23 protein-coding genes and 1 pseudogene are annotated in these 18614 nt (G+C 65.0%); 10 read left to right on the forward strand and 14 right to left on the reverse strand.

All coding sequences use genetic code 11. The features are described 5' to 3' along the window. Positions 1-12: 12 nt before the first annotated feature. The 3 genes from OKW52_RS03250 to OKW52_RS03260 form a co-directional block, all read right to left on the reverse strand. Complete coding sequence (locus OKW52_RS03250) at positions 13-447, reverse strand: hypothetical protein (RefSeq protein ID WP_264504433.1); 435 nt, start codon at positions 445-447, stop codon at positions 13-15. Then, positions 440-1885, reverse strand: a complete 1446-nt coding sequence (locus OKW52_RS03255; protein WP_264504434.1) for an aldehyde dehydrogenase family protein — start codon at positions 1883-1885, stop codon at positions 440-442. The genes OKW52_RS03250 and OKW52_RS03255 overlap by 8 nt, the downstream gene beginning before the upstream one ends. A 99-nt stretch (positions 1886-1984) precedes the next feature. After that, positions 1985-2611: a hypothetical protein gene (locus tag OKW52_RS03260; RefSeq protein ID WP_264504435.1), complete on the reverse strand. Its 627-nt coding sequence runs from the start codon at positions 2609-2611 to the stop codon at positions 1985-1987. 198 nt (positions 2612-2809) lie between these two features. Here OKW52_RS03260 and OKW52_RS03265 point away from each other — a divergent pair, with 198 nt between their 5' ends. Then, positions 2810-3463, forward strand: a complete 654-nt coding sequence (locus OKW52_RS03265; protein ID WP_264504436.1) for a peroxiredoxin — start codon at positions 2810-2812, stop codon at positions 3461-3463. 52 nt (positions 3464-3515) lie between these two features. Here OKW52_RS03265 and OKW52_RS03270 read toward each other — a convergent pair whose 3' ends face one another. Together OKW52_RS03270 and OKW52_RS03275 are read right to left on the reverse strand one after the other, a co-directional pair. After that, a complete protein-coding gene (locus OKW52_RS03270) occupies positions 3516-3788 on the reverse strand; it encodes a DUF6525 family protein (protein WP_264504437.1) in 273 nt (90 codons plus the stop codon). Positions 3789-3791: 3 nt separating this feature from the next. After that, positions 3792-4983: pseudogene (locus tag OKW52_RS03275) on the reverse strand (GTP-binding protein). Positions 4984-5135: 152 nt separating this feature from the next. Between OKW52_RS03275 and OKW52_RS03280 the strand changes: the two are divergent. Beyond that, complete coding sequence (locus OKW52_RS03280) at positions 5136-5741, forward strand: LolA family protein (RefSeq protein WP_264504438.1); 606 nt, start codon at positions 5136-5138, stop codon at positions 5739-5741. On the opposite strand, the gene OKW52_RS03285 is transcribed toward OKW52_RS03280, so the two are convergent. Next, on the reverse strand, positions 5738-6322 hold the full coding sequence (locus OKW52_RS03285) for a transglycosylase SLT domain-containing protein (protein WP_264504439.1): 585 nt from the start codon (positions 6320-6322) through the stop codon (positions 5738-5740). The genes OKW52_RS03280 and OKW52_RS03285 overlap by 4 nt on opposite strands. A 250-nt stretch (positions 6323-6572) precedes the next feature. On the opposite strand from OKW52_RS03285, the gene hspQ reads away from it, so the two are divergent. Further along, positions 6573-6899, forward strand: a complete 327-nt coding sequence (hspQ, locus tag OKW52_RS03290; protein WP_264504440.1) for a heat shock protein HspQ — start codon at positions 6573-6575, stop codon at positions 6897-6899. Positions 6900-6917: 18 nt separating this feature from the next. On the opposite strand, the gene OKW52_RS03295 is transcribed toward hspQ, so the two are convergent. Then, on the reverse strand, positions 6918-7427 hold the full coding sequence (locus OKW52_RS03295; protein WP_264504441.1) for an ATP-binding protein: 510 nt from the start codon (positions 7425-7427) through the stop codon (positions 6918-6920). Positions 7428-7450: 23 nt separating this feature from the next. Then, positions 7451-7786 (reverse strand): STAS domain-containing protein, encoded by a 336-nt coding sequence (locus tag OKW52_RS03300; protein WP_264504442.1) that lies wholly within the window; start codon positions 7784-7786, stop codon positions 7451-7453. A gap of 85 nt (positions 7787-7871) precedes the next feature. Between OKW52_RS03300 and OKW52_RS03305 the strand changes: the two genes are divergently transcribed. Beyond that, a complete protein-coding gene (locus OKW52_RS03305) occupies positions 7872-9050 on the forward strand; it encodes a thiolase family protein (RefSeq protein WP_264504443.1) in 1179 nt (392 codons plus the stop codon). A gap of 125 nt (positions 9051-9175) precedes the next feature. Here the strand turns inward: OKW52_RS03305 and OKW52_RS03310 are convergent, their stop codons facing one another. From OKW52_RS03310 to leuB, 3 genes are all read right to left on the reverse strand, one after another. Next, positions 9176-9505 carry a hypothetical protein gene (locus OKW52_RS03310; RefSeq protein ID WP_264504444.1) on the reverse strand — a complete coding sequence of 110 codons (330 nt, stop codon included), beginning with the start codon at positions 9503-9505 and terminating at the stop codon, positions 9176-9178. A 371-nt stretch (positions 9506-9876) separates the two neighbouring features. Then, positions 9877-10362, reverse strand: coding sequence for a YybH family protein (locus OKW52_RS03315; RefSeq protein WP_319800450.1), 486 nt, complete (start codon positions 10360-10362; stop codon positions 9877-9879). 92 nt (positions 10363-10454) lie between these two features. After that, positions 10455-11561, reverse strand: a complete 1107-nt coding sequence (leuB, locus tag OKW52_RS03320) for a 3-isopropylmalate dehydrogenase (protein ID WP_264504446.1) — start codon at positions 11559-11561, stop codon at positions 10455-10457. A gap of 141 nt (positions 11562-11702) precedes the next feature. Between leuB and OKW52_RS03325 the strand changes: the two genes are divergently transcribed. Then, entirely contained in the window at positions 11703-12095 is a 393-nt protein-coding gene (locus tag OKW52_RS03325; protein ID WP_264504447.1) for a hypothetical protein, read from the forward strand. Here the strand turns inward: OKW52_RS03325 and OKW52_RS03330 are convergent. Further along, positions 12082-12984, reverse strand: a complete 903-nt coding sequence (locus tag OKW52_RS03330; protein ID WP_264504448.1) for a LysR family transcriptional regulator — start codon at positions 12982-12984, stop codon at positions 12082-12084. The two genes, OKW52_RS03325 and OKW52_RS03330, sit on opposite strands and share 14 nt — an antisense overlap. 93 nt (positions 12985-13077) lie before the next feature. On the opposite strand from OKW52_RS03330, the gene OKW52_RS03335 reads away from it, so the two are divergent. Both OKW52_RS03335 and OKW52_RS03340 read left to right on the forward strand, forming a co-directional pair. Beyond that, on the forward strand, positions 13078-13971 hold the full coding sequence (locus OKW52_RS03335) for an NAD-dependent epimerase/dehydratase family protein (protein ID WP_264504449.1): 894 nt from the start codon (positions 13078-13080) through the stop codon (positions 13969-13971). 102 nt (positions 13972-14073) lie between these two features. After that, positions 14074-14265, forward strand: coding sequence for a hypothetical protein (locus tag OKW52_RS03340; RefSeq protein ID WP_264504450.1), 192 nt, complete (start codon positions 14074-14076; stop codon positions 14263-14265). On the opposite strand, the gene zapE is transcribed toward OKW52_RS03340, so the two are convergent. Further along, positions 14262-15344 carry a cell division protein ZapE gene (gene zapE, locus OKW52_RS03345; protein ID WP_264504451.1) on the reverse strand — a complete coding sequence of 361 codons (1083 nt, stop codon included), beginning with the start codon at positions 15342-15344 and terminating at the stop codon, positions 14262-14264. The genes OKW52_RS03340 and zapE overlap by 4 nt on opposite strands. Positions 15345-15354: 10 nt before the next feature. Beyond that, positions 15355-16218 carry a LysR family transcriptional regulator gene (locus tag OKW52_RS03350; RefSeq protein ID WP_264504452.1) on the reverse strand — a complete coding sequence of 288 codons (864 nt, stop codon included), beginning with the start codon at positions 16216-16218 and terminating at the stop codon, positions 15355-15357. Positions 16219-16318: 100 nt separating this feature from the next. On the opposite strand from OKW52_RS03350, the gene OKW52_RS03355 reads away from it, so the two are divergent. The 3 genes from OKW52_RS03355 (at position 16319) to OKW52_RS03365 (ending at position 18613) form a co-directional block, all read left to right on the forward strand. Continuing rightward, on the forward strand, positions 16319-17104 hold the full coding sequence (locus tag OKW52_RS03355; RefSeq protein ID WP_264504453.1) for a 2OG-Fe(II) oxygenase: 786 nt from the start codon (positions 16319-16321) through the stop codon (positions 17102-17104). Between the two features lie 89 nt (positions 17105-17193). Beyond that, positions 17194-18045: a 3-mercaptopyruvate sulfurtransferase gene (gene sseA, locus OKW52_RS03360; RefSeq protein WP_264504454.1), complete on the forward strand. Its 852-nt coding sequence runs from the start codon at positions 17194-17196 to the stop codon at positions 18043-18045. Between the two features lies 1 nt (position 18046). Beyond that, a complete protein-coding gene (locus OKW52_RS03365) occupies positions 18047-18613 on the forward strand; it encodes a GNAT family N-acetyltransferase (RefSeq protein ID WP_264504455.1) in 567 nt (188 codons plus the stop codon). Position 18614: the final 1 nt, after the last annotated feature.

Raw genomic sequence — 18614 nt, forward strand, 5'->3', positions numbered from 1 at the left:
GCTCTCCGGCGCTTACTTGTTGTCGCAGATTTCGGGCAGAACGGGCCCCCAGACCGGGCAGAAGTCCTGCGTGGCGTACCACACATCCGTGGCGCCGATGGCGCTGTGAACCGGCACCCACGCGTGAACTGACCGTTGAAGCAAGGCTTGCATCGTCGTGTTGTCCATCATCGGATCGATTTCGCCCCGCCGGTAAGCCGGCGTGTCCTCGAGCTTGATCGCAGCACCGCCCGGGCGCTGTGCAGTGCCCGAGGCGAAGGCGACGTCGCCCTCGACCCGCAGGTCCGAGACGACGAAGTCGACCGGGACACCCAGCGACCACTCGGCGCTGGATCGCAGGGCGTCCATCAGGTCGGCGCGCAGCGGGGTGCCGCGCGCCGGTTCTTCCCACGCCTGCGCAGCACCCGGCAGAGCCAGAGCAACGATCAGCGCGAGCGTTTTACGCATCTTCGCTCGACCAGCCCGAGACGGCTTTTACCTCAAGGAAATCTTCGATCCCCCAGACACCGCCTTCGCGCCCGCGACCCGAAGCTTTCATGCCGCCAAAGGGCGAACCCCGGCCGCGCGATTTGCCGTTCATCTCGACCATGCCCGAGCGCAGGCGGCGGGCCAGACGGTTGCGCTTGGCGCCGTCTTCGGACTGCACATAGTTGGTCAATCCGTAGACCGTGTCATTGGCGATGCGCAGCGCGTCGGCTTCATCCTCGAACGGGATGATCGACAGCACCGGGCCAAAGATTTCCTCGCGCGCGATGGTCATGTCGTTGTTCACATCGGCAAACACCGTCGGGCGCACAAAGTAGCCGCGGTTCAGACCGTCCGGGCGGCCAAGGCCCCCGGCAACCAGACGCGCACCCTCGTCGATGCCCTTCTGGATCAGGCCCTGGATCTTGTCGAACTGCGCTTCGCTGACCACCGGCCCGATATGGTTGCCGCTGTCATGCGCCGTGGCGACCTTGGTTTTCTCGGCGGTGGCGGCGGCGATCTCGACGGCCTTGTCATAGATCGAGCGTTCCACCAGCATCCGCGTCGGCGCGTTGCACGATTGGCCGGTGTTGTTGAAGCATTGCCGGGCGCCGCGCAGCACGGCTTTCTCGTCGGCGTCGGCGAAGATGATGTTCGCGCCCTTGCCGCCCAGTTCCAGATGGATGTGTTTCAGCGTCTCGGCGGCGTTCTTGGAAATGGCGATGCCCGCGCGGGTGGAACCGGTGAAGCTGACCATGTCCACATCAACGTGGCCCGACAGCTGCGTGCCGACGCCCGGGCCGTCACCGTTCACAAGGTTGAACACGCCCGCAGGCACGCCCGCCTCGTCAAGGATTTCCGCGAACAGCATCGACGACAGCGGCGCGATTTCCGAGGGTTTCAGCACCATCGTGCAACCCGCCAGCAGCGCCGGGATGACCTTGAGCGTGACCTGATTCATCGGCCAGTTCCACGGCGTGATCAGCGCGCAGACGCCGACCGCTTCTTTGATGATGCGGTCTTCGGTGGCTTTTTCGCTCAGCGGCGTCTCGAACTCGATCTGATCAAAAGCGCGGATGAAGTTCTCGATATGCCAGGTGCCCGAGCCGGACTGGCTGGTCTTGGCCATGTCGATCGGCGCGCCCATCTCAAGGCTGATCGCTTCGCCCATCTCGTCGTTGCGGCGCTTGTAGACGTCAAGGATCCGCTTCACCAGCTCCAGACGTTCGGCCGGCGGGGTCTCCATGAATGCCGGCAGCGCGGCGCGCGCGGCGGCGACGGCGGCGTTGGTGTCGGCTTCCCCGCCCAGCGAGATGACCGCGCAGGCCTCTTCGGTCGAGGGGTCGATCACCTCGATGTCACGCCCGGCAATTGGCGCAACCCAGGCGCCATTGATATAGAAATTGCGCTTGTCCAGCATTGTGGCCTCCAAACCTAGCACCCCTGCGGGGAGTTTCCGCGGCAGACTGTCACTCTGCCAACTTGAGGGCAAGGGGGACGACAGCACGTCCCGGCTGGGTCAGAAATTCGACCAGACGCTCAGGCGGACCGCTTCGATCCGTTCGCCCGGGGGCACAACCCCTTCGGCCACCAGCATCATCGGCCCCAGGCGCACCCCGACAGCCGGGCGCAGACGGGTGTAGCGGCCATAGCGGGTGGTGGCGTGGCTGACGCCGAACAGGGCCAGCCAGCGGTCCCCGCGCCAGCCGATCTGGCTGCTCAGGTCGGTGTCCAGCTCCCGGCCAAAATAGCCGGTCCCCTGATACAGCCGCACCCCGCCGCGCATCCACAGATTGCCCCGCGTGGTGTCAAACCCCCGGCCCAGATCAAGGCCGGTCATCAGGCGATAGGTGACCGCACGCCACGGTTCATAGCGAACCCCCGCCGTGACCCCCCAGACCAACCCGCCGGGCAGATCCGGCGGATGCCAGCGGGCAAAGACATTGGCCTGATCCAGTTGCGTGGTGATCGTGAAGCTGCCGCCAAGCGTCACGCGTCGGCGCAGCCCGAATTCGGCGTAGGTTTCGGTTTGCAGCGGTCGCCAGTCGCCCGCTGCGGGCAAGGTAGACGTGGTCGACAAAAAGATGCCGCCCACCTCTCGGGGCCAAGGTCCGGCCGCCGCCGCCCCGGCGGCCAGGATACTCATAACGCACAACATAAACAGGCGGGCGCAAACGCAGTGTTTCATCGCGCTACTTCACGGTGAAATAGTTAACGAACGGTAAAAACCGGCGCGGTCTTGCCGGAATGAGGGCTGAATCTGCAAAGACAGGGTGACGCATCTTCTTTCACGCGGTCCAAGCCCCTATGTCGGTAGCAGGACATCCCAAAAAGGAGCGCACTGATGGGCCTTCGCATTAATGACGTCGCACCGGATTTTACCGCGGACTCGACCAAGGGCACGCTGAACTGGCACGATTATATCGGTGACAGCTACACCGTTTTGTTCAGCCACCCCAAGGACTTCACGCCCGTCTGCACCACCGAGTTCTCTGCCGCGGCCAAGCTGCAGGGCGACTTCGCCAAGCGCAATTGCAAACTGGCCGGGATCTCGATCGACGGCGTGTCCGAGCACGACAAGTGGATGGCCGATGTCAAGACCTATGGCGGCACGGCGCCTGATTTCCCGATCATCGCCGACCCGGATCTGACGGTCGCCAAGCTGTATGACATGCTGCCGGCTGAGGCCTATCTGCCCAACGGTCGCACCCCGAACGACACCGCCACCGTGCGCACCACCTTCATCATCGGGCCGGACAAGAAAATCCGCCTGATGCTGATCTATCCGATGTCGGTGGGCCGCAACTTCAGCGAGATCCTGCGCGCGCTGGATGCCATCCGCCAGACCGACAGCCAGCCTTTCGCCACGCCCGCCGACTGGCAGCCGGGCGACGATGTGATCGTCGCGCTGTCGGTCTCGACCGAGGACGCAAAGACCCGCTTCGGTGCGCTGGACGTGCCGCTGCCCTATTTGCGCAAGGCCAAAGCGCCGAACTGATCGCCGCTTTGTCCTGACCGGAACCGCCCGTGCCCCCAAGACGCGGGCGGTTTCATTTTGATCGCGGCGTGCAGGCCGGATGCCCCGGCCCCCAGACCCGCATTGCGTCACGGGCCAGCATGCTGGCCTCGGCACGCTCCAGCCGCGCCCGCGCCGCACCGGGATCACCGGTTTGCGCCAGCGCGCGGGTCCAGAGTCTGAGCGCCGAGCGCGCGCTCCACGGCAGCGCCGCCTGCTGCAGCCAAGCCCGCAGTCCGGGCGGCAGCGCATCATGCGCCCGCATCGAGCCTGCCCGGCGGCGCAGACCGGTGGACAGGTTGCGCATCGCTTACTGACCCCAGCGCGGGAAGGGATCGGGCATCGCGGCCCAGTCGGCAGGCGCGAAATCGTCACCGGTCAGGCAGTCATCAAGCCGCGCGCGGATCGCCGCCTCGTCCATCTCGGCTCCGATGAACACCAGCTCTTGCCGCCGGTCGCCCCAGGGCTCGGCCCAATGCGTCTGCATCTGATCCAGAATGCGGGGATCCTGCGGCCAGCGCGCCTTGGGGACCGAGGCCCACCAGCGCCCCAGCGGCGTGACCGACGACAGCGCCCCGGCCAGACTGAACTCGGCCACCCAATCGGGCCGCGTGGCGATCCAGAAATGCCCCTTGGCGCAGAATCACCCCGGGCAGCGGGCCGTTCAGCGCGTCGTGGATGCGCTGCGGATCAAAGGGACGGCGCGCGCGGTAGACAAAGCTGCGGATGCCGTATTCCTCGGTCTCGGGTGTGTGGTTGGCGAAGCCGTAAAGCTCTTTGGCCCACAGCGGATGCTCCTGTGCGCGGTCGAAATCGAAGCGCCCGGTCGCCAGAATCTCACGCGCCGGGACGCGCGACTGGTCCGTCTCGATCAGCTTGGCGTCAGGGTTCAGGGCGCGGATGATCTTGCGCGCCGCGTCCAGCCTCTCGGGGCCCGCGTCGGTGACCTTGTTCAGCACGATGACGTCCGCGAACTCCATCTGTTCGGTCAGCAGCGTGACCAACTGCCGGTCATCCCCGTCGCCCGCTGTTTCGCCCCGGTCGGACAGCGCGTCATGGCTGGCGAAATCGCGCAGCAGGTTCACCGCGTCGACCACCGTCACCATCGTATCCAGCCGCGCCACGTCGTCCAGCGCCTCGCCATCCTCATCGCGGAACGCGAAGGTGGCGGCGACGGGCAGGGGTTCGGCGATGCCGGTGGATTCGATGAGCAGATAGTCAAAGCGCCCCTCGCTGGCCAAGGCGCGTACTTCGGCCAGCAGATCGCCGCGCAGGGTGCAGCAGATGCAACCGTTCGACATCTCGACCAGCCGTTCCTGTCCCTGCCGCAGATCGACGCCGGCGGCGACCAGATCCGCGTCGATGTTCACCTCGGACATATCATTGACGATCACCGCGACACGCAGGCCTTCGCGGTTGTTGAGAACGTGGTTAAGCAGCGTGGTCTTGCCCGCGCCCAGAAAGCCGGAGAGCACGGTGACGGGAAGGCGAGGAGAGGGCATGGTCGGTCTCTGTATCGTTACGTAATAACATAACATAAACCGAGGCAGCGCCCGCCCGCAACCGGAACGTCGCGCGTTTGTGTGGGGGCGTGACTGAAATCTGTGCTGTAACCGCCGCATCGGCGCGCTATCTAAAGGGTATGAAACGCCGCATGCTTCTTGCCACGATGGGCCTTGCTGCCCTTGCCGCCGCGACCCCGGCCTTTGCGGATCCGATTCCGCTGGCCGAGATTTCGCGTTATTTCAACAGTTTCCGCACAGCGCAGGCGGATTTCTCGCAGGTGAACCCGGATGGATCGCTGTCCACCGGCCGGTTGATGATCCATCGGCCCGGTCGCGTCCGGTTCGAATATGATCCGCCGGAACAGACGCTGGTGATGGCCGCGTCAGGCTCGGTGAACATCTTCGATGCCCGCTCGAACACCGGGCCGTCGACCTATCCGCTAAGCCGTACGCCGCTCAATCTGATCCTGGACGACACGGTGAACCTGAGCCGTGCGCGCATGGTCGTGCAGCATTTTGAAGAAGGGCCGACCACGAATGTCGTGGCGCAGGACCCCGAGCACCCGGAATACGGCAACATCCGGCTGGTGTTCAGCGCCAACCCGACCGAGCTGCGCCAATGGGTGGTCACCGACGACTCTGGCCAAGAGACGACGGTTATTCTGGGCACATTGCGCACCGGCGTCACGCTGGGATCGCTGCTGTTCAACCTCGATTCCGAGATGCAGCGCCGCGGGCTGGTGTCGAACCGTTAACGCCGCCCGCAGGTTCTGAGCTGCTGGTCATACATCACCGCGCGGTTGGCGACGTTGTCGGCAACCGCGATCAGCCATGCCTGATTACGGTAGCTGCCACGCGCATAGCCGGTGTTACCCTCATGATAGGCAAGATACAGTTCACGGGCGTTGGCGGGGTGAATGCTGTTGGCGCGCTGGGCTTCGGCCGCGTACCAGCCGATGAAATCGGTCGCATCGCGGATGTCGTCACGCTGGGCGCGGCGGTTGCGGGTCGCGGCCTGATATTCGTCCCAGGTGCCGTCCAGCGCCTGGCTATAGCCATAGGCCGACGATTGGCGTCCCAGGGGAATCACCCCCAGCGCATAGCGATGCGGGGTGCGGGCGCCGCCGTCGAATCGGCTTTCAGCGTGGATAATCGCCATTTGCACCGGAACCGGCACATTCCATTCGCGCTCGGTGTCGCGCATGGCGCGTAGATAGGCGGGCCGCTCGCTGGCCAGCGCGCAGGCGTCGTCGAGATTTCGCGGCGGCGAATGGTCGCGTCCACCACAGGACGCCACCAGAAAGGCCACCGCCATCAGGCGGAGAACACTGGTCATCAAACTGCCTCGGTCGTTTTTTCGTCTTTTTTTATTGGTAACCGATTTCGCAAAGATTTGAAACGACCTTGCAGTAACAACCCGGTGCACTTTGCAAATCCCCGTGGTGCGCCGCCGGCCGTGACACATTTTCGCCCCAATCTGGTCACTGTTGGGACACGTTTCACAGACTGTTTCCGTACGATCATGACGCTTGTTATGGACGTTTGCCCGCGAGTCACGCTAGAAAACAGCGATGACAGGAGCGTTCATGCTGCAGACGCAGGCAAAATTCAGTCTTGGCCAAGTGGTCCGCCACCGCAAACACCCGTTTCGCGGGGTGGTTTTTGATGTCGACGCCATATTTGCCAACACGCAGGACTGGTACGACGCCATCCCAGAAGACAGCCGTCCCAGCAAGGACCAGCCGTTCTACCACCTGCTGGCCGAGAACGATAACAGCTACTACGTCGCCTATGTGTCCGAGCAGAACCTCGAGGCCGATGACACGGGCGAGCCTGTGGACCATCCCGATTTGCCCGATCTGTTCGGTGATTTCGAGAACGGCTATTATCCGCTTCAGGTTGATCTGAACTGAGTCAGCGCCAGCCCCGCATCAGGCGCAGGGCACGCGGAAGATCAGCCGGTTCGACCCCCCGTCGCGCCGATAGCTGAGATCACAGGCCAGACTGCGGATGATGTGCCAGCCGAATCCCCCTTCTGGCAGATGATCAGGCGGGTCGATCTTGGGAAGCGCCGGGTCCGGCAGGGCCCCGGACATCAGGGCGCGCCCATGGTCTGACACCTCACACACCAATCCGTTGCGATGACACATCACCTGCACGGCAACGGGGCCTTCACCGTCGACATAGGCATGCTCGGCGATGTTGTTGAGCACTTCAGCCAGGATCAGCTCGGTGTTGTCGATCGTTTCTGCGTCCAGTCCCGCCGATCCCAGCGCCTGCACCAGATCCCCCAGTGCGGCGCGGGTTTCGTAAACACCGGCGTTCATATGGCGGGAAAAGAGGGGCTTGGCTGCCAGTCTCTCGGCGCCAAAGCCGCCCGTGTCGGGGCTGGCGCGTGCGGCGCCGGTCACCTGAAAGAAGGAAATGACGCGATTGGGCATGCCCCCGATCCCCATGGCAACGGTCAGCCAGCTTCCTGCAAGGTGCCGGGCGGTTGCGGGTGGATGGTAAAGACGGTGTCCATGCGGGTCAGGCGAAAGACCTTGGCGACCGAGGGCGTCAGCCCCGCCAGTTCCAGCCGCCGATCCGGCGCGAGCAGCTTCATCACCGCGACGATCGCGCCCAGCCCGCTGCTGTCCAGAAAGGTGACCTTTGACAGATCGAGGATCACGGGCGTGCCACTTTCCTCTGTCGCGCTGCGCACGGCTTCTTTGAATTCGATGGCAACAGCGGCGTCGATGCGCACGTCATCGACCGCGATGATCAGGCCCTGCGGCGAGCGGCTTAACCGGATATCCACGCCTGTCTCCCTTTATTCCATCCTGTTCCTTTGGGATGCTAGGCGTTAAGTCTTGCCAAATGGTTCACAGCGGAGGGAGCGGGATATGTCAGAAGTCGTGATCATCGGCGCCGCCAGAACCCCCATGGGCGGGTTTCAGGGCGTGTTTTCGGGGGTAACCGCGGCTGAGCTGGGCGGCGTGGCGATTGCGGCCGCGCTGGAAAGCGCCGGCACCCCGCCGGACCGTGTGGAAGAATTGCTGATGGGCTGCGTGCTGCCCGCCGGACAGGGTCAGGCCCCCGCGCGGCAGGCGGGCTTCAAGGCCGGTCTGGGTGAGGACGTACCGGCAACCACGCTGAACAAGATGTGCGGCTCGGGCATGAAGGCGGTGATGGTGGCGCATGACCAGATCGCGTTGGGCCAGACCGGTATCATGGTCGCTGGCGGCATGGAGAGCATGACGGAATCGCCCTACCTTTTGCCCAAGATGCGCGCTGGCGCGCGGCTGGGGCATGGTCAGGTTATCGACCATATGTTCCTGGACGGACTGGAAGACGCCTATGACAAGGGCCGTCTGATGGGCACCTTCGCCGAGGATTGCGCCGACACGTATCATTTCTCGCGCGAGGCGCAGGATGATTACGCGCTGGGCTCGCTGACCAATGCGTTGTCGGCCCAAGCCAATGGTGCCTTTGACGGGGAAATCGCCGCCGTGACCATCCACACCCGCAAAGGTGAGGTGACGATCACCCAGGACGAGCAGCCCGGAAAGGCGCAGCCGGCAAAGATCCCGACCCTGAAACCGGCCTTTCGCAAGGACGGCACGGTCACGGCGGCCAATTCATCGTCGATCTCGGATGGCGCGGCGGCGCTGGTGCTGGCCTCACGCGATGCCGCAGAGACCCACGGTGCGCCGATCCGCGCCATCCTTCGCGGCCACGCCAGCCATGCGCAGGCCCCGGCATGGTTCAGCACCGCCCCTGTTCCGGCGGCGCGCAAGCTGCTGGATCAGCTGGGCTGGAGCGTTGCGGATGTTGACCTGTGGGAGGTGAATGAGGCCTTCGCCGTCGTTCCCATGGCCTTCATGCAAGAGCTGGGGATCGACCGCGACATCATCAACGTGAATGGCGGCGCGTGTGCGCTGGGGCATCCCATCGGTGCCTCGGGCGCGCGGATCATCGTCACGCTGTTGCACGCGCTGGAAAACCGGGGGCTGAAGCGTGGAATCGCGGCCATCTGCATCGGCGGCGGCGAAGGAACAGCCATCGCGATCGAGCGCCCCTGACAGCAGGGGCTGCGGGCCTGGCGCGGGATGGGCGCTGACCCTGAATGTATTTCGACGCGCGCCGGGGAGGGCGCGCGTCGTGAAGGATCGGCTAGCGATGCCGGTAGTCGTCAGGAAGTCAGGCGTTAGCGGTCAGCGCGCCAGGCGTTCTGGTTGTTGCGCGTCTCGACCTGGCCGTTGCCAGCGAAGTTGCTGACGGTCACGGTGTCGTTGGCATCAAGGCCGGAAGCTTTCAGTTCGCGCGACGTGTACACGTTACCAGCGCGGACCTGGACTTGCTCGCGGGCGGTGAACTCGATGACATCGGACTCGGTCAGGCCGGCAGTCGCCAGTTCCCGTGCCGAGTAAACGTCGCCAGCGCGGACGGAGTCGTTGCGCAGGTCGGCTGCATTGGCAGCAACAGCGCTCAGAGCGACAAAAGCGGCGACGGCGGCGGTGGTAGCAAAGTGGGTCATTTCAGTTTCTCTTACATTTCTGTCTGTGTGTGTCTGTGAGCGTCTTCGTTCACAAAGCAGCAGGTAAGCTTCACCACCTCTGTCATCAATCCGTTACACATATGCCCAAATCCACGTCTTAATGTGCGGAAATGCGTAGTAAACAAGCATGTGATATGTCTTGAAATGCCGACCCAAGCCGAGCGTCAAACGCTCCGCTTAGATCGCTGTCGGTTTCGGCTGAAGACGGCAAGCTTGTCACATGGCGCATCAGTCAAACAGCTTCCGCATCTGTCGGTATTTGGCCCCCGCGCCCGGGCCGTTTCAGGCCGCACCGGGATCGCCTGCTGACCATCGCCGCCGCTGCGAACGGGGGTCACTGATGGCGGCGCTCAAGCGGGTGCTTGCTGCCACATATCGGCCGAAATCAGCCAGCCGCCCTCGACCTGCTTGAGATACAGGATGCTGCGCCCCCGCAACGTCTGCGCGGCGCTGCCCTGCGGGGCAATCGTGGCCTCCCAGACGAACACGCTGGCGGCCCGGTCCGTGCCACGCTCGGTCCGCACGCGGCCCACGCGCAGGGCGGAATACCCGGCGGCAAAGCTGCGGACCCAGCCGTCACGGATCGCGGTGCGCCCGGCCGTGGCCTCGCGGTTGGGGCTGAGAACGATGGCGTCTTCGGCATAGAGCCCGGCAATCGCATAGGCGTCACGTGCCGCGACCGCGGCGACCATGGCGTCGACGGCGTCCTGCACATTGGCAAAGGACGCGACTGCTGCGCCCAGGCGGCAGGCGCGGTCAGGACCAGGACAAGGATCAAAAAGGGTTTGGCAAATCGCATGAGAAGGCTCCTGTGGTCTAAAGCCCCTCTCTGGCACGGGTGGTCCGGTCTCGCTTACCCCAAACGGATTAGGCCCAAACGCAAACGGCCCGGCACAAAGGCCGGGCCGTTCACGAATGCTGCAGGCGCTCAGAGGCTGGCGTCCATCGCCGCGATGATCGCTGCGCCCATTTCCGAGGTGGTCACCGGGGTGCCGCCCTCAGGCCCCATCAGGTCGCCGGTGCGCACGCCGTCGGCCAGAACCTTCTCGACCGCCGCTTCGACGCGGGCGGCTTCGTCGCCCATGTCGAAGGAATAGCGCAGCGCCATGGCAAAGCTGAGGATACAGGCGATCGGGTTCGCCTTGGCCTGACCGGCGATGTCGGGAGCCGAGCCGTGCACCGGCTCGTACAGTGCTTTCGGGCGGCCATTGGCCATCGGTGCGCCCAGGCTGGCCGAAGGCAGCATGCCAAGGCTGCCGGTCAGCATCGCCGCCGCGTCAGACAGCAGATCGCCGAACAGGTTGTCGGTGACGATGACGTCGAACTGCTTGGGATTGCGCACCAGCTGCATGGCGCCGTTGTCGGCATACATGTGCGACAGCGCGACGTCGGGGTATTCCTTGTCGTGGATCTCGGTCACGACCTGACGCCACAACACGCCGGATTCCATCACGTTGGCCTTCTCCATCGAGCAGACCTTGTTGCCACGCTTGCGGGCCAGTTCGAACGCCGAACGCGCCACGCGGGCGATCTCAGATTCGGTGTAGCGTTGGGTGTTGATGCCGACGCGCTCGTTGCCTTCGGTGAAGATGCCGCGCGGTTCGCCGAAATAGACACCCGAGGTCAGTTCGCGCACGATCATGATGTCCAGACCGGCAACGACGTCTTTCTTCAGGCTGCTGAAATCGGCCAGCGCGTCAAAGCACTGCGCCGGGCGCAGGTTGGCGAACAGGTCCATTTCCTTGCGCAGACGCAGCAGCCCGCGCTCGGGCTTCACCGCAAAGGGCAGCTCGTCATACTGCGGGCCACCGACAGCACCCAGCAGAACGGCGTCGACCGCTTGGGCCTTTTCCATCGTGGCATCGGCCAGCGGCGTGCCGTGCACGTCATAGGCGCAGCCCCCGACGAGATCCTCGCTGACGTCAAAGGTGACGCCGCGCTTGTCGCCCATCCAGGCGATGATCTTCTTCACCTCGGCCATGACTTCGGGACCGATGCCGTCGCCGGCGAGGATGAGGAGGGAAGGATTGGCCACGGGGAACTCCTGATTGACGGATGCGTGAGCGGCGTAGCGCGCCTCTGCCGTGCGGTCAAGCTTGCGCCGGTTTTCGTGTGCAGGGGCAGGGGCGCGGGTGTGCTATTGTCGCGCGAACCCTTGCCGCAAAGGTCGCACCCTGTGTTCAGAACATTGCTTGCCGTCGTGATCCTGTCCGCCGGTCTGGCTCCGGTCGCAAGGGCGCAAGAGGCGACCATCCGCCCCGCCGTCATCCCCGCCTTGCCCGCAGGCGAGGCCGAGCATCTGTTGCGGATGCTGGTGCAGGCGCAGGTTGCCGCGTCGAACTGTCCGGGGCCCTATGACACGGCCGCGCCGTTCTTGCTGATGTCGGCAGCGATGGAGGCCGTGATGGACCAGATCGGGCTGGACGATCAGGGTCTGGAGCAGATCTATGCGCCGGTCCGTGCGGCGGTGGACAAGCCCGCTTTCTGCACAACCGAAACGGCGCGCATCGGGTATGTGCTGGACATGCTGGTGTTCTGGGGCGGCGCGCTGACGCTTATCCGCGGCTGACACCGGCGTTTGGCACCAGCGCCGCGACCAGCAGATCCCAGACGCGGCGGATGCGCGGCGTGGTGCGGATCGCGCCGGGCGCGGCGATCCACAGGCCCAGCGGCGGCAGCGGGATTGCATCCAACGCCCTGACCCGCTCGACGGTCGGGTCGTTGTCCGCGATCCGCAGTTGCGCGACGCTGACACCGCACCCCGCGCGTACCAGTTCCCACAGCGCGGGCTGGTGATCACAGCGCACAGTGAACGAGTCGCGCGTGATGCCGGAGCCGAGGTCATTGAGCACCTTGGTCATTGACTCGCTACGATCAAACCCGACGAAATCGAGGGTCATGGCCTGTTCCAGCGTTTCGGGTCGTCCGACACGGTCCAGATAGGATGTCGCCGCATACATCGCCATCGGCAGGTCGGTCAGCTTTCGCGACACCAGATCCAGCTGGGTCGGCGGGTACATGCGCAGGGCAATGTCGGCCTCGCGGAACAGCAGGTTTTCGGTGCTGTCCGAGGGCACCAGATCCAGCGTGATCTTTGGCTCGGCCTGTCGGATCCGCGCCAGTATCGGCGGCAGCAGGTAGTGTGACACCATATGCGAGGCGGTGATCCGCACCGCCCCCTCCAGCGAGGCGCTGCCCCCTTCAGCGGCGAGCGACAGGCGGGCGGCGGCCTCGGCCATGGCGCGGGCCGGGGCGATCAGCGCGACCCCGGCGGCGCTGGGCTCCAGCCCGCTGGGAATGCGGCGGAACAACTCCGCCCCGACCGCATCTTCAAGCGCGCGGACATGGCGGCCAAGCGTGGGCTGGCTTTGCCCGGTCTTGCGCGCGGCAGCTGACAGCGAGCCGGTTTCGACCACAGCAAGGAACGAGCGGATGAGCGACCAGTCGAGCGTATCCATGCAAATATGAATACCAGATCGCCGAATTTCCGCAATTTATAAACGGCGGTGAATGGCGCAACGTGACCCCATCATCAGGATCAGGAGCACCCCATGACCGGAACCATTCTTATCGCAGGCGCCTCGGGCGGCATTGGCCGGCGCGCTGTTCAGGCCTTCACGCAAGCGGGCTGGACCGTGCGCCTGTATGACCGCAGCACCGATCTGACGCAGGCTGCGCAGGGCGTGGATGTGATCTTCAACGCCCTGAACCCGCCGATGTACCGCAACTGGCCGGTCGAGATCCCGCGCATCACCCGGATGGTGATTGACGCGGCGCGCGCCTCGGGCGCGACGGTGCTGATGCCCGGCACCGTCTATGTCTACGGCGACCAGCAAGGCCCGTGGCGCGAGGATACGCCGCACCGCGCGGCATCGCGCAAAGGCCAGATCCGCATCGACATGGAAAAGGCGTATCGCGCGGCGGCCAGTGACGGGGTGCGCACGACCATCCTGCGGGCGGGCGATTTTCTGGACGCCGAGAACCCGCAGACGCTGTTCAATCTGGTGGTGCTCAAAGGCGCGGCCAAAGGCAAGGTCACTGCCACCGGCAACCCGGACGCACCCCGCGCCTATGCCAACCTGACCGACCTGTCGCGCGCCATGGTGCTGCTGGCCGAGAAGCGGGCCGAGCTGAGCGCGTTCGCGGACATCGGCTTTCCGGGCCTGACGTTTTCCTACCGCGACCTTGCGCAGACGCTGCAGGGTGTGACCGGGCACCCCACCCGCGTGGGCCGGTTTCCGTGGTGGGCGCTCAAGATCGCCTCGCCGGTCTGGGGTTTTGCGCGGGAGATGTCGGAAATGCGGTATCTGCACGAAACACCGCATCGGATCGACGGCACCAGGTTCCAGCGGATGTTCCCTGATTTTCAGCACACCGCGCTTGCGCCGATTGTCGCCGCGCATCTGACGAAGCCAGCGGCCACCGCCGCCGCCGTGCCCGCCTGACCGCTTTGCGGGTGCAGCGAGTAGCCTTTGCACCTGCGGCGTGACCTGTCGGCGCGAAGGCGCTAGGCTTACGCTCTGAACAGGTCGCAACAGGAGGTTTCCATGTCCAAGCATCCCCTCGACCATGACCGTGGCGCGTCGTCGTCACGGTTGGCGAAATTCGCAGCCTTCGAGCGCAGCGAACAACCCAGCGCCGCCAGCAAGACATTGCAGCAGCGCCCCCGCACGCAAAGCGAAACCCGGGCCAAGCAGTTCGCCCGGATCGAGCGTGAGATGAAAGCGGTCGCGCCTTAACCCTCGCTGCCCCAGTCGGCCGCCTGCATCTCGCGCAGGCGGCTGGCCGTGCGCTCGAACTCAAACGATCCGGCACCCTCGCCGTAAAGCTGCTCGGGCTCATCCGCCGCGCTGGCGATCAGGCGGACCTTGGCCTCATAGAGCGCGTCGATCAGCGTGACGAAGCGCTTGGCCTCGTTGTAATTCGAGGCTGACAGCTGTGGGATATCCTCAAGGATCAGCACCCGTACCCGGCTGGCCAGCGCCAGATAATCCGCAGGCCCCAAGGGCCGCCCGCACAGATCCCAGAAGCCGGCACGCGCAACCGCGTTGTGGTGCTTTGGCACATCGACCTTGCGGCCCTGCACCTCGAACACCAGCGGCGTGCCCTCGGCATGGCCGGTCAGCTCGTCCCACAGCGCGTTGATCGCGGTGCGGGCCTCGGCCCCGGCGGGGTGGAAATAGACCTGCTGGCCGGTCAGCCGATGCTGGCGGTAATCGGTCTCGCTTTTCAGCGCGACCACGTCCATCTTTTCGCGCAGCAGCTCGATGAACGGCAGGAACAGCGCGCGGTTCAGCCCGTTCTTGTACAGATCCTCGGGCGGGCGGTTCGAGGTGGTGACGATCACCACGCCCTCTGCCATCAGCATCTGGAACAAGCGGCCCACGATCATCGCATCGGTGATGTCGGTGATCTGCATCTCGTCGAAGGCCAGCAACCGCACCTCGGACGCCACCCGCTGCGCCACCGGGGCCAGCGCGTCATCGACGCCGGTTTTGCGGGCTTCATGCATGCCGTGGTGGATTTCCTGCATGAAGGCATGGAAATGCACGCGGCGCTTGGCCTGAATGTCGACCGATTTCTCGAACAGATCCATCACCATGGATTTGCCGCGCCCGACTCCGCCCCACAGGTACAGGCCCTTGGGGCCCTCAGGCGCTTTCTTGAACAAACCGCCCAGCAAGGACTTCTTCACCGGCGTTTCCAGAAACACCCGGCGCTCTTCCAGCGCGGGAAGCAGGGCGCGCTGGGCGGCGTCGGGGTGGATCGAGCCGTCGGCGATGCGGCTGTCGTAGATTTCGGTCAGGGTCTTTCGCATGAAGCCTTCCCTAGCGCGGCTGGATCAGCAGCGCCAGCATCCGTTTGAGCGCCGGTTTGCGCGATTTGGCGTGGGGGTGGATGGCGACATAGGCATGGCCCAGCGGCAGGGAATGCGGCGACAGGGCGATCAGATCACCGGCGGCAATCATTGGCGCGGCCAGCGCGCGCTGACCCAGCGCGACGCCAAGGCCGCGCCGCGCCATATCCAGCGCCAGAAACGAGCCGCCGATGCGGTGGCCTGATCCGGGCGCAGGCGGTGGGCGGTCAGGCGCGTGCGCTGTCAGCCAGTCGCGCCAGGTGGGATGCGAGGCAAAACCCGCGCCCCAGTCGGTGTGGATCAGCCGGTCATCGGGCAGGTCGGGCCAGTGCGCAGCCAACGCGGGCGCGGCCAGCGGCAGTACGGCATCGCGGAAAAGCGGCTGCGTGACCAGATCGGGATAAAGCGCATCTCCATAGCTGAGCCGCAGGTCGATGCCGTCACGGGCGAAGGCGACCGGGTCCGCCTCGAGCCGCAGGTCGATCAGCGGGCCGTCCGGCTGCAGGCGGGGCAGCAGCCAGGCCTCGGCCAGCGAGGGCAGGCAACTGACCACCAGCCGTCCCTGCACCCGCCCGCCCTGCGCCCGCTCGGCCATCTGCGCCAGATCCCCCAGCGCGCGGGCGGTTTCGGCATAGATCGCCTGTCCGGCATCGGTCAGCGTGATGCGGTTGTTGTGACGGGTGAACAGGCGGCGGCCAAGGTGGTCTTCCAGCCGCCGCACCTGCTGGCTGACGGCGGCGGGGGTGACGCCCAACTCGCCCGCCGCCGCGACATAGCCGCCGTTGCGGGCCGCCGCCTCGAAGGCGCGCAGGGCGTTGAGTGGGGGCAGGTTCATGGCTTTGCCTTAGATCAGCTAAGGCAGGGTCACAATTTCTGCCGTTGCAGGCAAGCGGATTGCGGCAAATCATCGGGCCAGACCAAGAAAGGCCTACCCCATGCGCGATATCCTCGATCTTGACCGCTACCCTCTCGACCGCCCCGGATCGCCCGCGTGGCACGCGCTGGTCGGTCACTGCCGCGCGCAGCTGGCAGCCGACGGGATGTTCAGCCTGCCGGGACTGGTCACCCAAGCCGCGCTGACCCGCGCCATGGCCGAGATCACGCCGCTGATGCCGCAGGCCTTCACCCACAAGCGCAGCCACAACATCTATTTCAAACCCACGGTGCCCGGCCTGCCTGACGACCACCCTGCCCTGTGCAAGGTCGAAACCGCCAGCCACACGCTTTGCGCCGACCAGATGCCGCAATCGGTGCCGGTGTGGATCTATGAATGGGCACCGTTTCAGGTGTTTCTGGCCGCTGCGATGGACCTGCCCGCGCTGTTCCCGATGCTGGACCCGCTGGCCCGGGTCAACGTGATGACCTACCGTACCGGCGAGCGGCTGAACTGGCACTTCGACCGCTCGGATTTCACCACCACGATCCTGCTGCAGGCGCCTGAAGGGGGTGGCGAATTCCTCTATCACACCGACCTGCGCAGCGACGACAACCCCAACCACGACGGCGTCGCCCGACTGCTGCGCGGCGAAGACCCGTTGATGCAGACCCTGCGCCTGTCGGCCGGCACGTTGAACGTGTTCAAGGGCCGCAACACACCGCATTGTGTCACCCCGGTCGAGGGCAGCACAGACCGCGTGATCACCGTTTTTTCGTATTATCCGCGCCCCGGCGTGGTTTTTTCGCCCGAAGAACGCCTGGGCTTCTATGGCCGCGAAGGCTGACGCTGCGCCACAAAGGCCGGTCAATGCCCTTGCCTGACCTACCCCGCAAACGCTATCCGTTGTGCGAGTTCTTGCAAGGAAGTGACCGCATGGCGATTGATGATCCCCGCACGCTGGTGTCCACCGATTGGCTGGCGGCGCATATGGAAGACCCCGATCTGCGGATCATCGACGGGTCGTGGCACATGCCGGGCACCGGGCGCGATGGCCGGGCCGAGTATGACGCCGAACACATCCCCGGCGCGCGGTTCTTTGATATCGACGAGATTTCCGACCAGCGTTCGTCGCTTCCGCATATGGCACCACCGCCCGAAAAATTCGTCAGCCGCATGCGCGCGATGGGCATCGGCGACGGGCATCAGGTGGTGATCTACGATTCCGTCGGCGTGCGGTCGGCCCCGCGGGTGTGGTGGACGTTCCGGCTGATGGGCAAGATGGACGTAGCCGTACTGGACGGCGGTCTGCCCAAGTGGAAGGCCGAGGGCCGCCCGACCGAGGACATGCCGACCATGGTGCGCGACCGCCATATCACCGTCACCCGCATGGCCAATCTGGTCAAGGATGTCTCTCAGGTGGCTTCGGCGTCCAAGCTGGGCGACTGGCAGATCCTCGACGCGCGCGCCGCCGAGCGGTTCCGCGGCGAGGTGGAAGAACCGCGCGCCGGTCTGCGCGCGGGCCATATCCCCAACTCAAAGAACCTGCCGTTCCCCGAGTTGCAAAACCCCGATGGCACGATGAAAGACCCCGCCGCCCTGCGCGCCGCGCTGGTCGCTGCCGGGATTGATCTGGACCGCCCGGTGATCACCACCTGCGGCTCGGGCGTGACGGCGGCGATCCTCAGTCTGGCGCTGGAGATCGTCGGTCATCGCAACCACGCGCTCTATGATGGCTCGTGGAGCGAATGGGGCATGTATCCTGACCTCAAGGTCGAGAAGGGTTGAGATGATTGACTGCAAGGCTGGCGACAGCATCGACTACCGGGTGACCTGGCTGGAGATGGACAAGCGGCCAGACTACGACTGGCCGCACCAGCCCGTCGCCCATGACGGCGCGCTGATCCGCGCCATCGACCCGCCATGGTGGTGGTTTCTGTCGCTTTATGACGCGGTCGGGCGCGATTATGCCTGGACCGACAAGCACAAGATGCCGCGTGACGCGCTGCAGGCGTGGATTCAAGACCCGGCTGTGGCGATCTACACGCTGATGGGCAAGGGGTGGCCGCAGGGCTTTTTCATGCTCGACAGCCGCGAGGCGGGCGTTTGCGAACTGGCCTATTTCGGGCTGGTGCCCGAAGCGGTTGGCACGGGGCAGGGCACATGGCTGCTGAAAACCGCGGTGCTGACCGGCTGGTCGCTGCCCGGTACGCGCAAGATGACCGTCAACACCTGCACGCTGGACCACCCCCGCGCGCTGGCGCAATACCAACGCATGGGCTTTTCGCCGGTCAGCACCGAGGTGCGCTCGACCGTGCTGGAAAGCGACCATGTGTTTCTGCAACCGCTTCTCTGAA

The sequence above is a fragment of the Pararhodobacter zhoushanensis genome (assembly GCF_025949695.1).
GTDB classification, from domain to species: Bacteria; Pseudomonadota; Alphaproteobacteria; order Rhodobacterales; family Rhodobacteraceae; genus Pararhodobacter; species Pararhodobacter zhoushanensis_A.

Bases quoted from the DNA above. Each gene is read 5' to 3' on its own strand.
- OKW52_RS03365 (WP_264504455.1), top strand. From the start codon at position 18,047: ATGATTGACTGCAAGGCTGGCGACAGCATCGACTACCGGGTGACCTGG.
- OKW52_RS03340 (WP_264504450.1), top strand. From the start codon at position 14,074: ATGTCCAAGCATCCCCTCGACCATGACCGTGGCGCGTCGTCGTCACGG.
- OKW52_RS03350 (WP_264504452.1), bottom strand. From the start codon at position 16,218: ATGAACCTGCCCCCACTCAACGCCCTGCGCGCCTTCGAGGCGGCGGCC.
- OKW52_RS03330 (WP_264504448.1), bottom strand. From the start codon at position 12,984: ATGGATACGCTCGACTGGTCGCTCATCCGCTCGTTCCTTGCTGTGGTC.
- OKW52_RS03255 (WP_264504434.1), bottom strand. From the start codon at position 1,885: ATGCTGGACAAGCGCAATTTCTATATCAATGGCGCCTGGGTTGCGCCA.
- OKW52_RS03250 (WP_264504433.1), bottom strand. From the start codon at position 447: ATGCGTAAAACGCTCGCGCTGATCGTTGCTCTGGCTCTGCCGGGTGCT.
- OKW52_RS03305 (WP_264504443.1), top strand. From the start codon at position 7,872: ATGTCAGAAGTCGTGATCATCGGCGCCGCCAGAACCCCCATGGGCGGG.
- OKW52_RS03355 (WP_264504453.1), top strand. From the start codon at position 16,319: ATGCGCGATATCCTCGATCTTGACCGCTACCCTCTCGACCGCCCCGGA.
- OKW52_RS03295 (WP_264504441.1), bottom strand. From the start codon at position 7,427: ATGCCCAATCGCGTCATTTCCTTCTTTCAGGTGACCGGCGCCGCACGC.
- OKW52_RS03270 (WP_264504437.1), bottom strand. From the start codon at position 3,788: ATGCGCAACCTGTCCACCGGTCTGCGCCGCCGGGCAGGCTCGATGCGG.
- sseA (WP_264504454.1), top strand. From the start codon at position 17,194: ATGGCGATTGATGATCCCCGCACGCTGGTGTCCACCGATTGGCTGGCG.
- OKW52_RS03310 (WP_264504444.1), bottom strand. From the start codon at position 9,505: ATGACCCACTTTGCTACCACCGCCGCCGTCGCCGCTTTTGTCGCTCTG.
- hspQ (WP_264504440.1), top strand. From the start codon at position 6,573: ATGCTGCAGACGCAGGCAAAATTCAGTCTTGGCCAAGTGGTCCGCCAC.
- OKW52_RS03280 (WP_264504438.1), top strand. From the start codon at position 5,136: ATGCTTCTTGCCACGATGGGCCTTGCTGCCCTTGCCGCCGCGACCCCG.
- OKW52_RS03335 (WP_264504449.1), top strand. From the start codon at position 13,078: ATGACCGGAACCATTCTTATCGCAGGCGCCTCGGGCGGCATTGGCCGG.
- OKW52_RS03265 (WP_264504436.1), top strand. From the start codon at position 2,810: ATGGGCCTTCGCATTAATGACGTCGCACCGGATTTTACCGCGGACTCG.
- OKW52_RS03260 (WP_264504435.1), bottom strand. From the start codon at position 2,611: ATGAGTATCCTGGCCGCCGGGGCGGCGGCGGCCGGACCTTGGCCCCGA.
- zapE (WP_264504451.1), bottom strand. From the start codon at position 15,344: ATGCGAAAGACCCTGACCGAAATCTACGACAGCCGCATCGCCGACGGC.
- OKW52_RS03285 (WP_264504439.1), bottom strand. From the start codon at position 6,322: ATGACCAGTGTTCTCCGCCTGATGGCGGTGGCCTTTCTGGTGGCGTCC.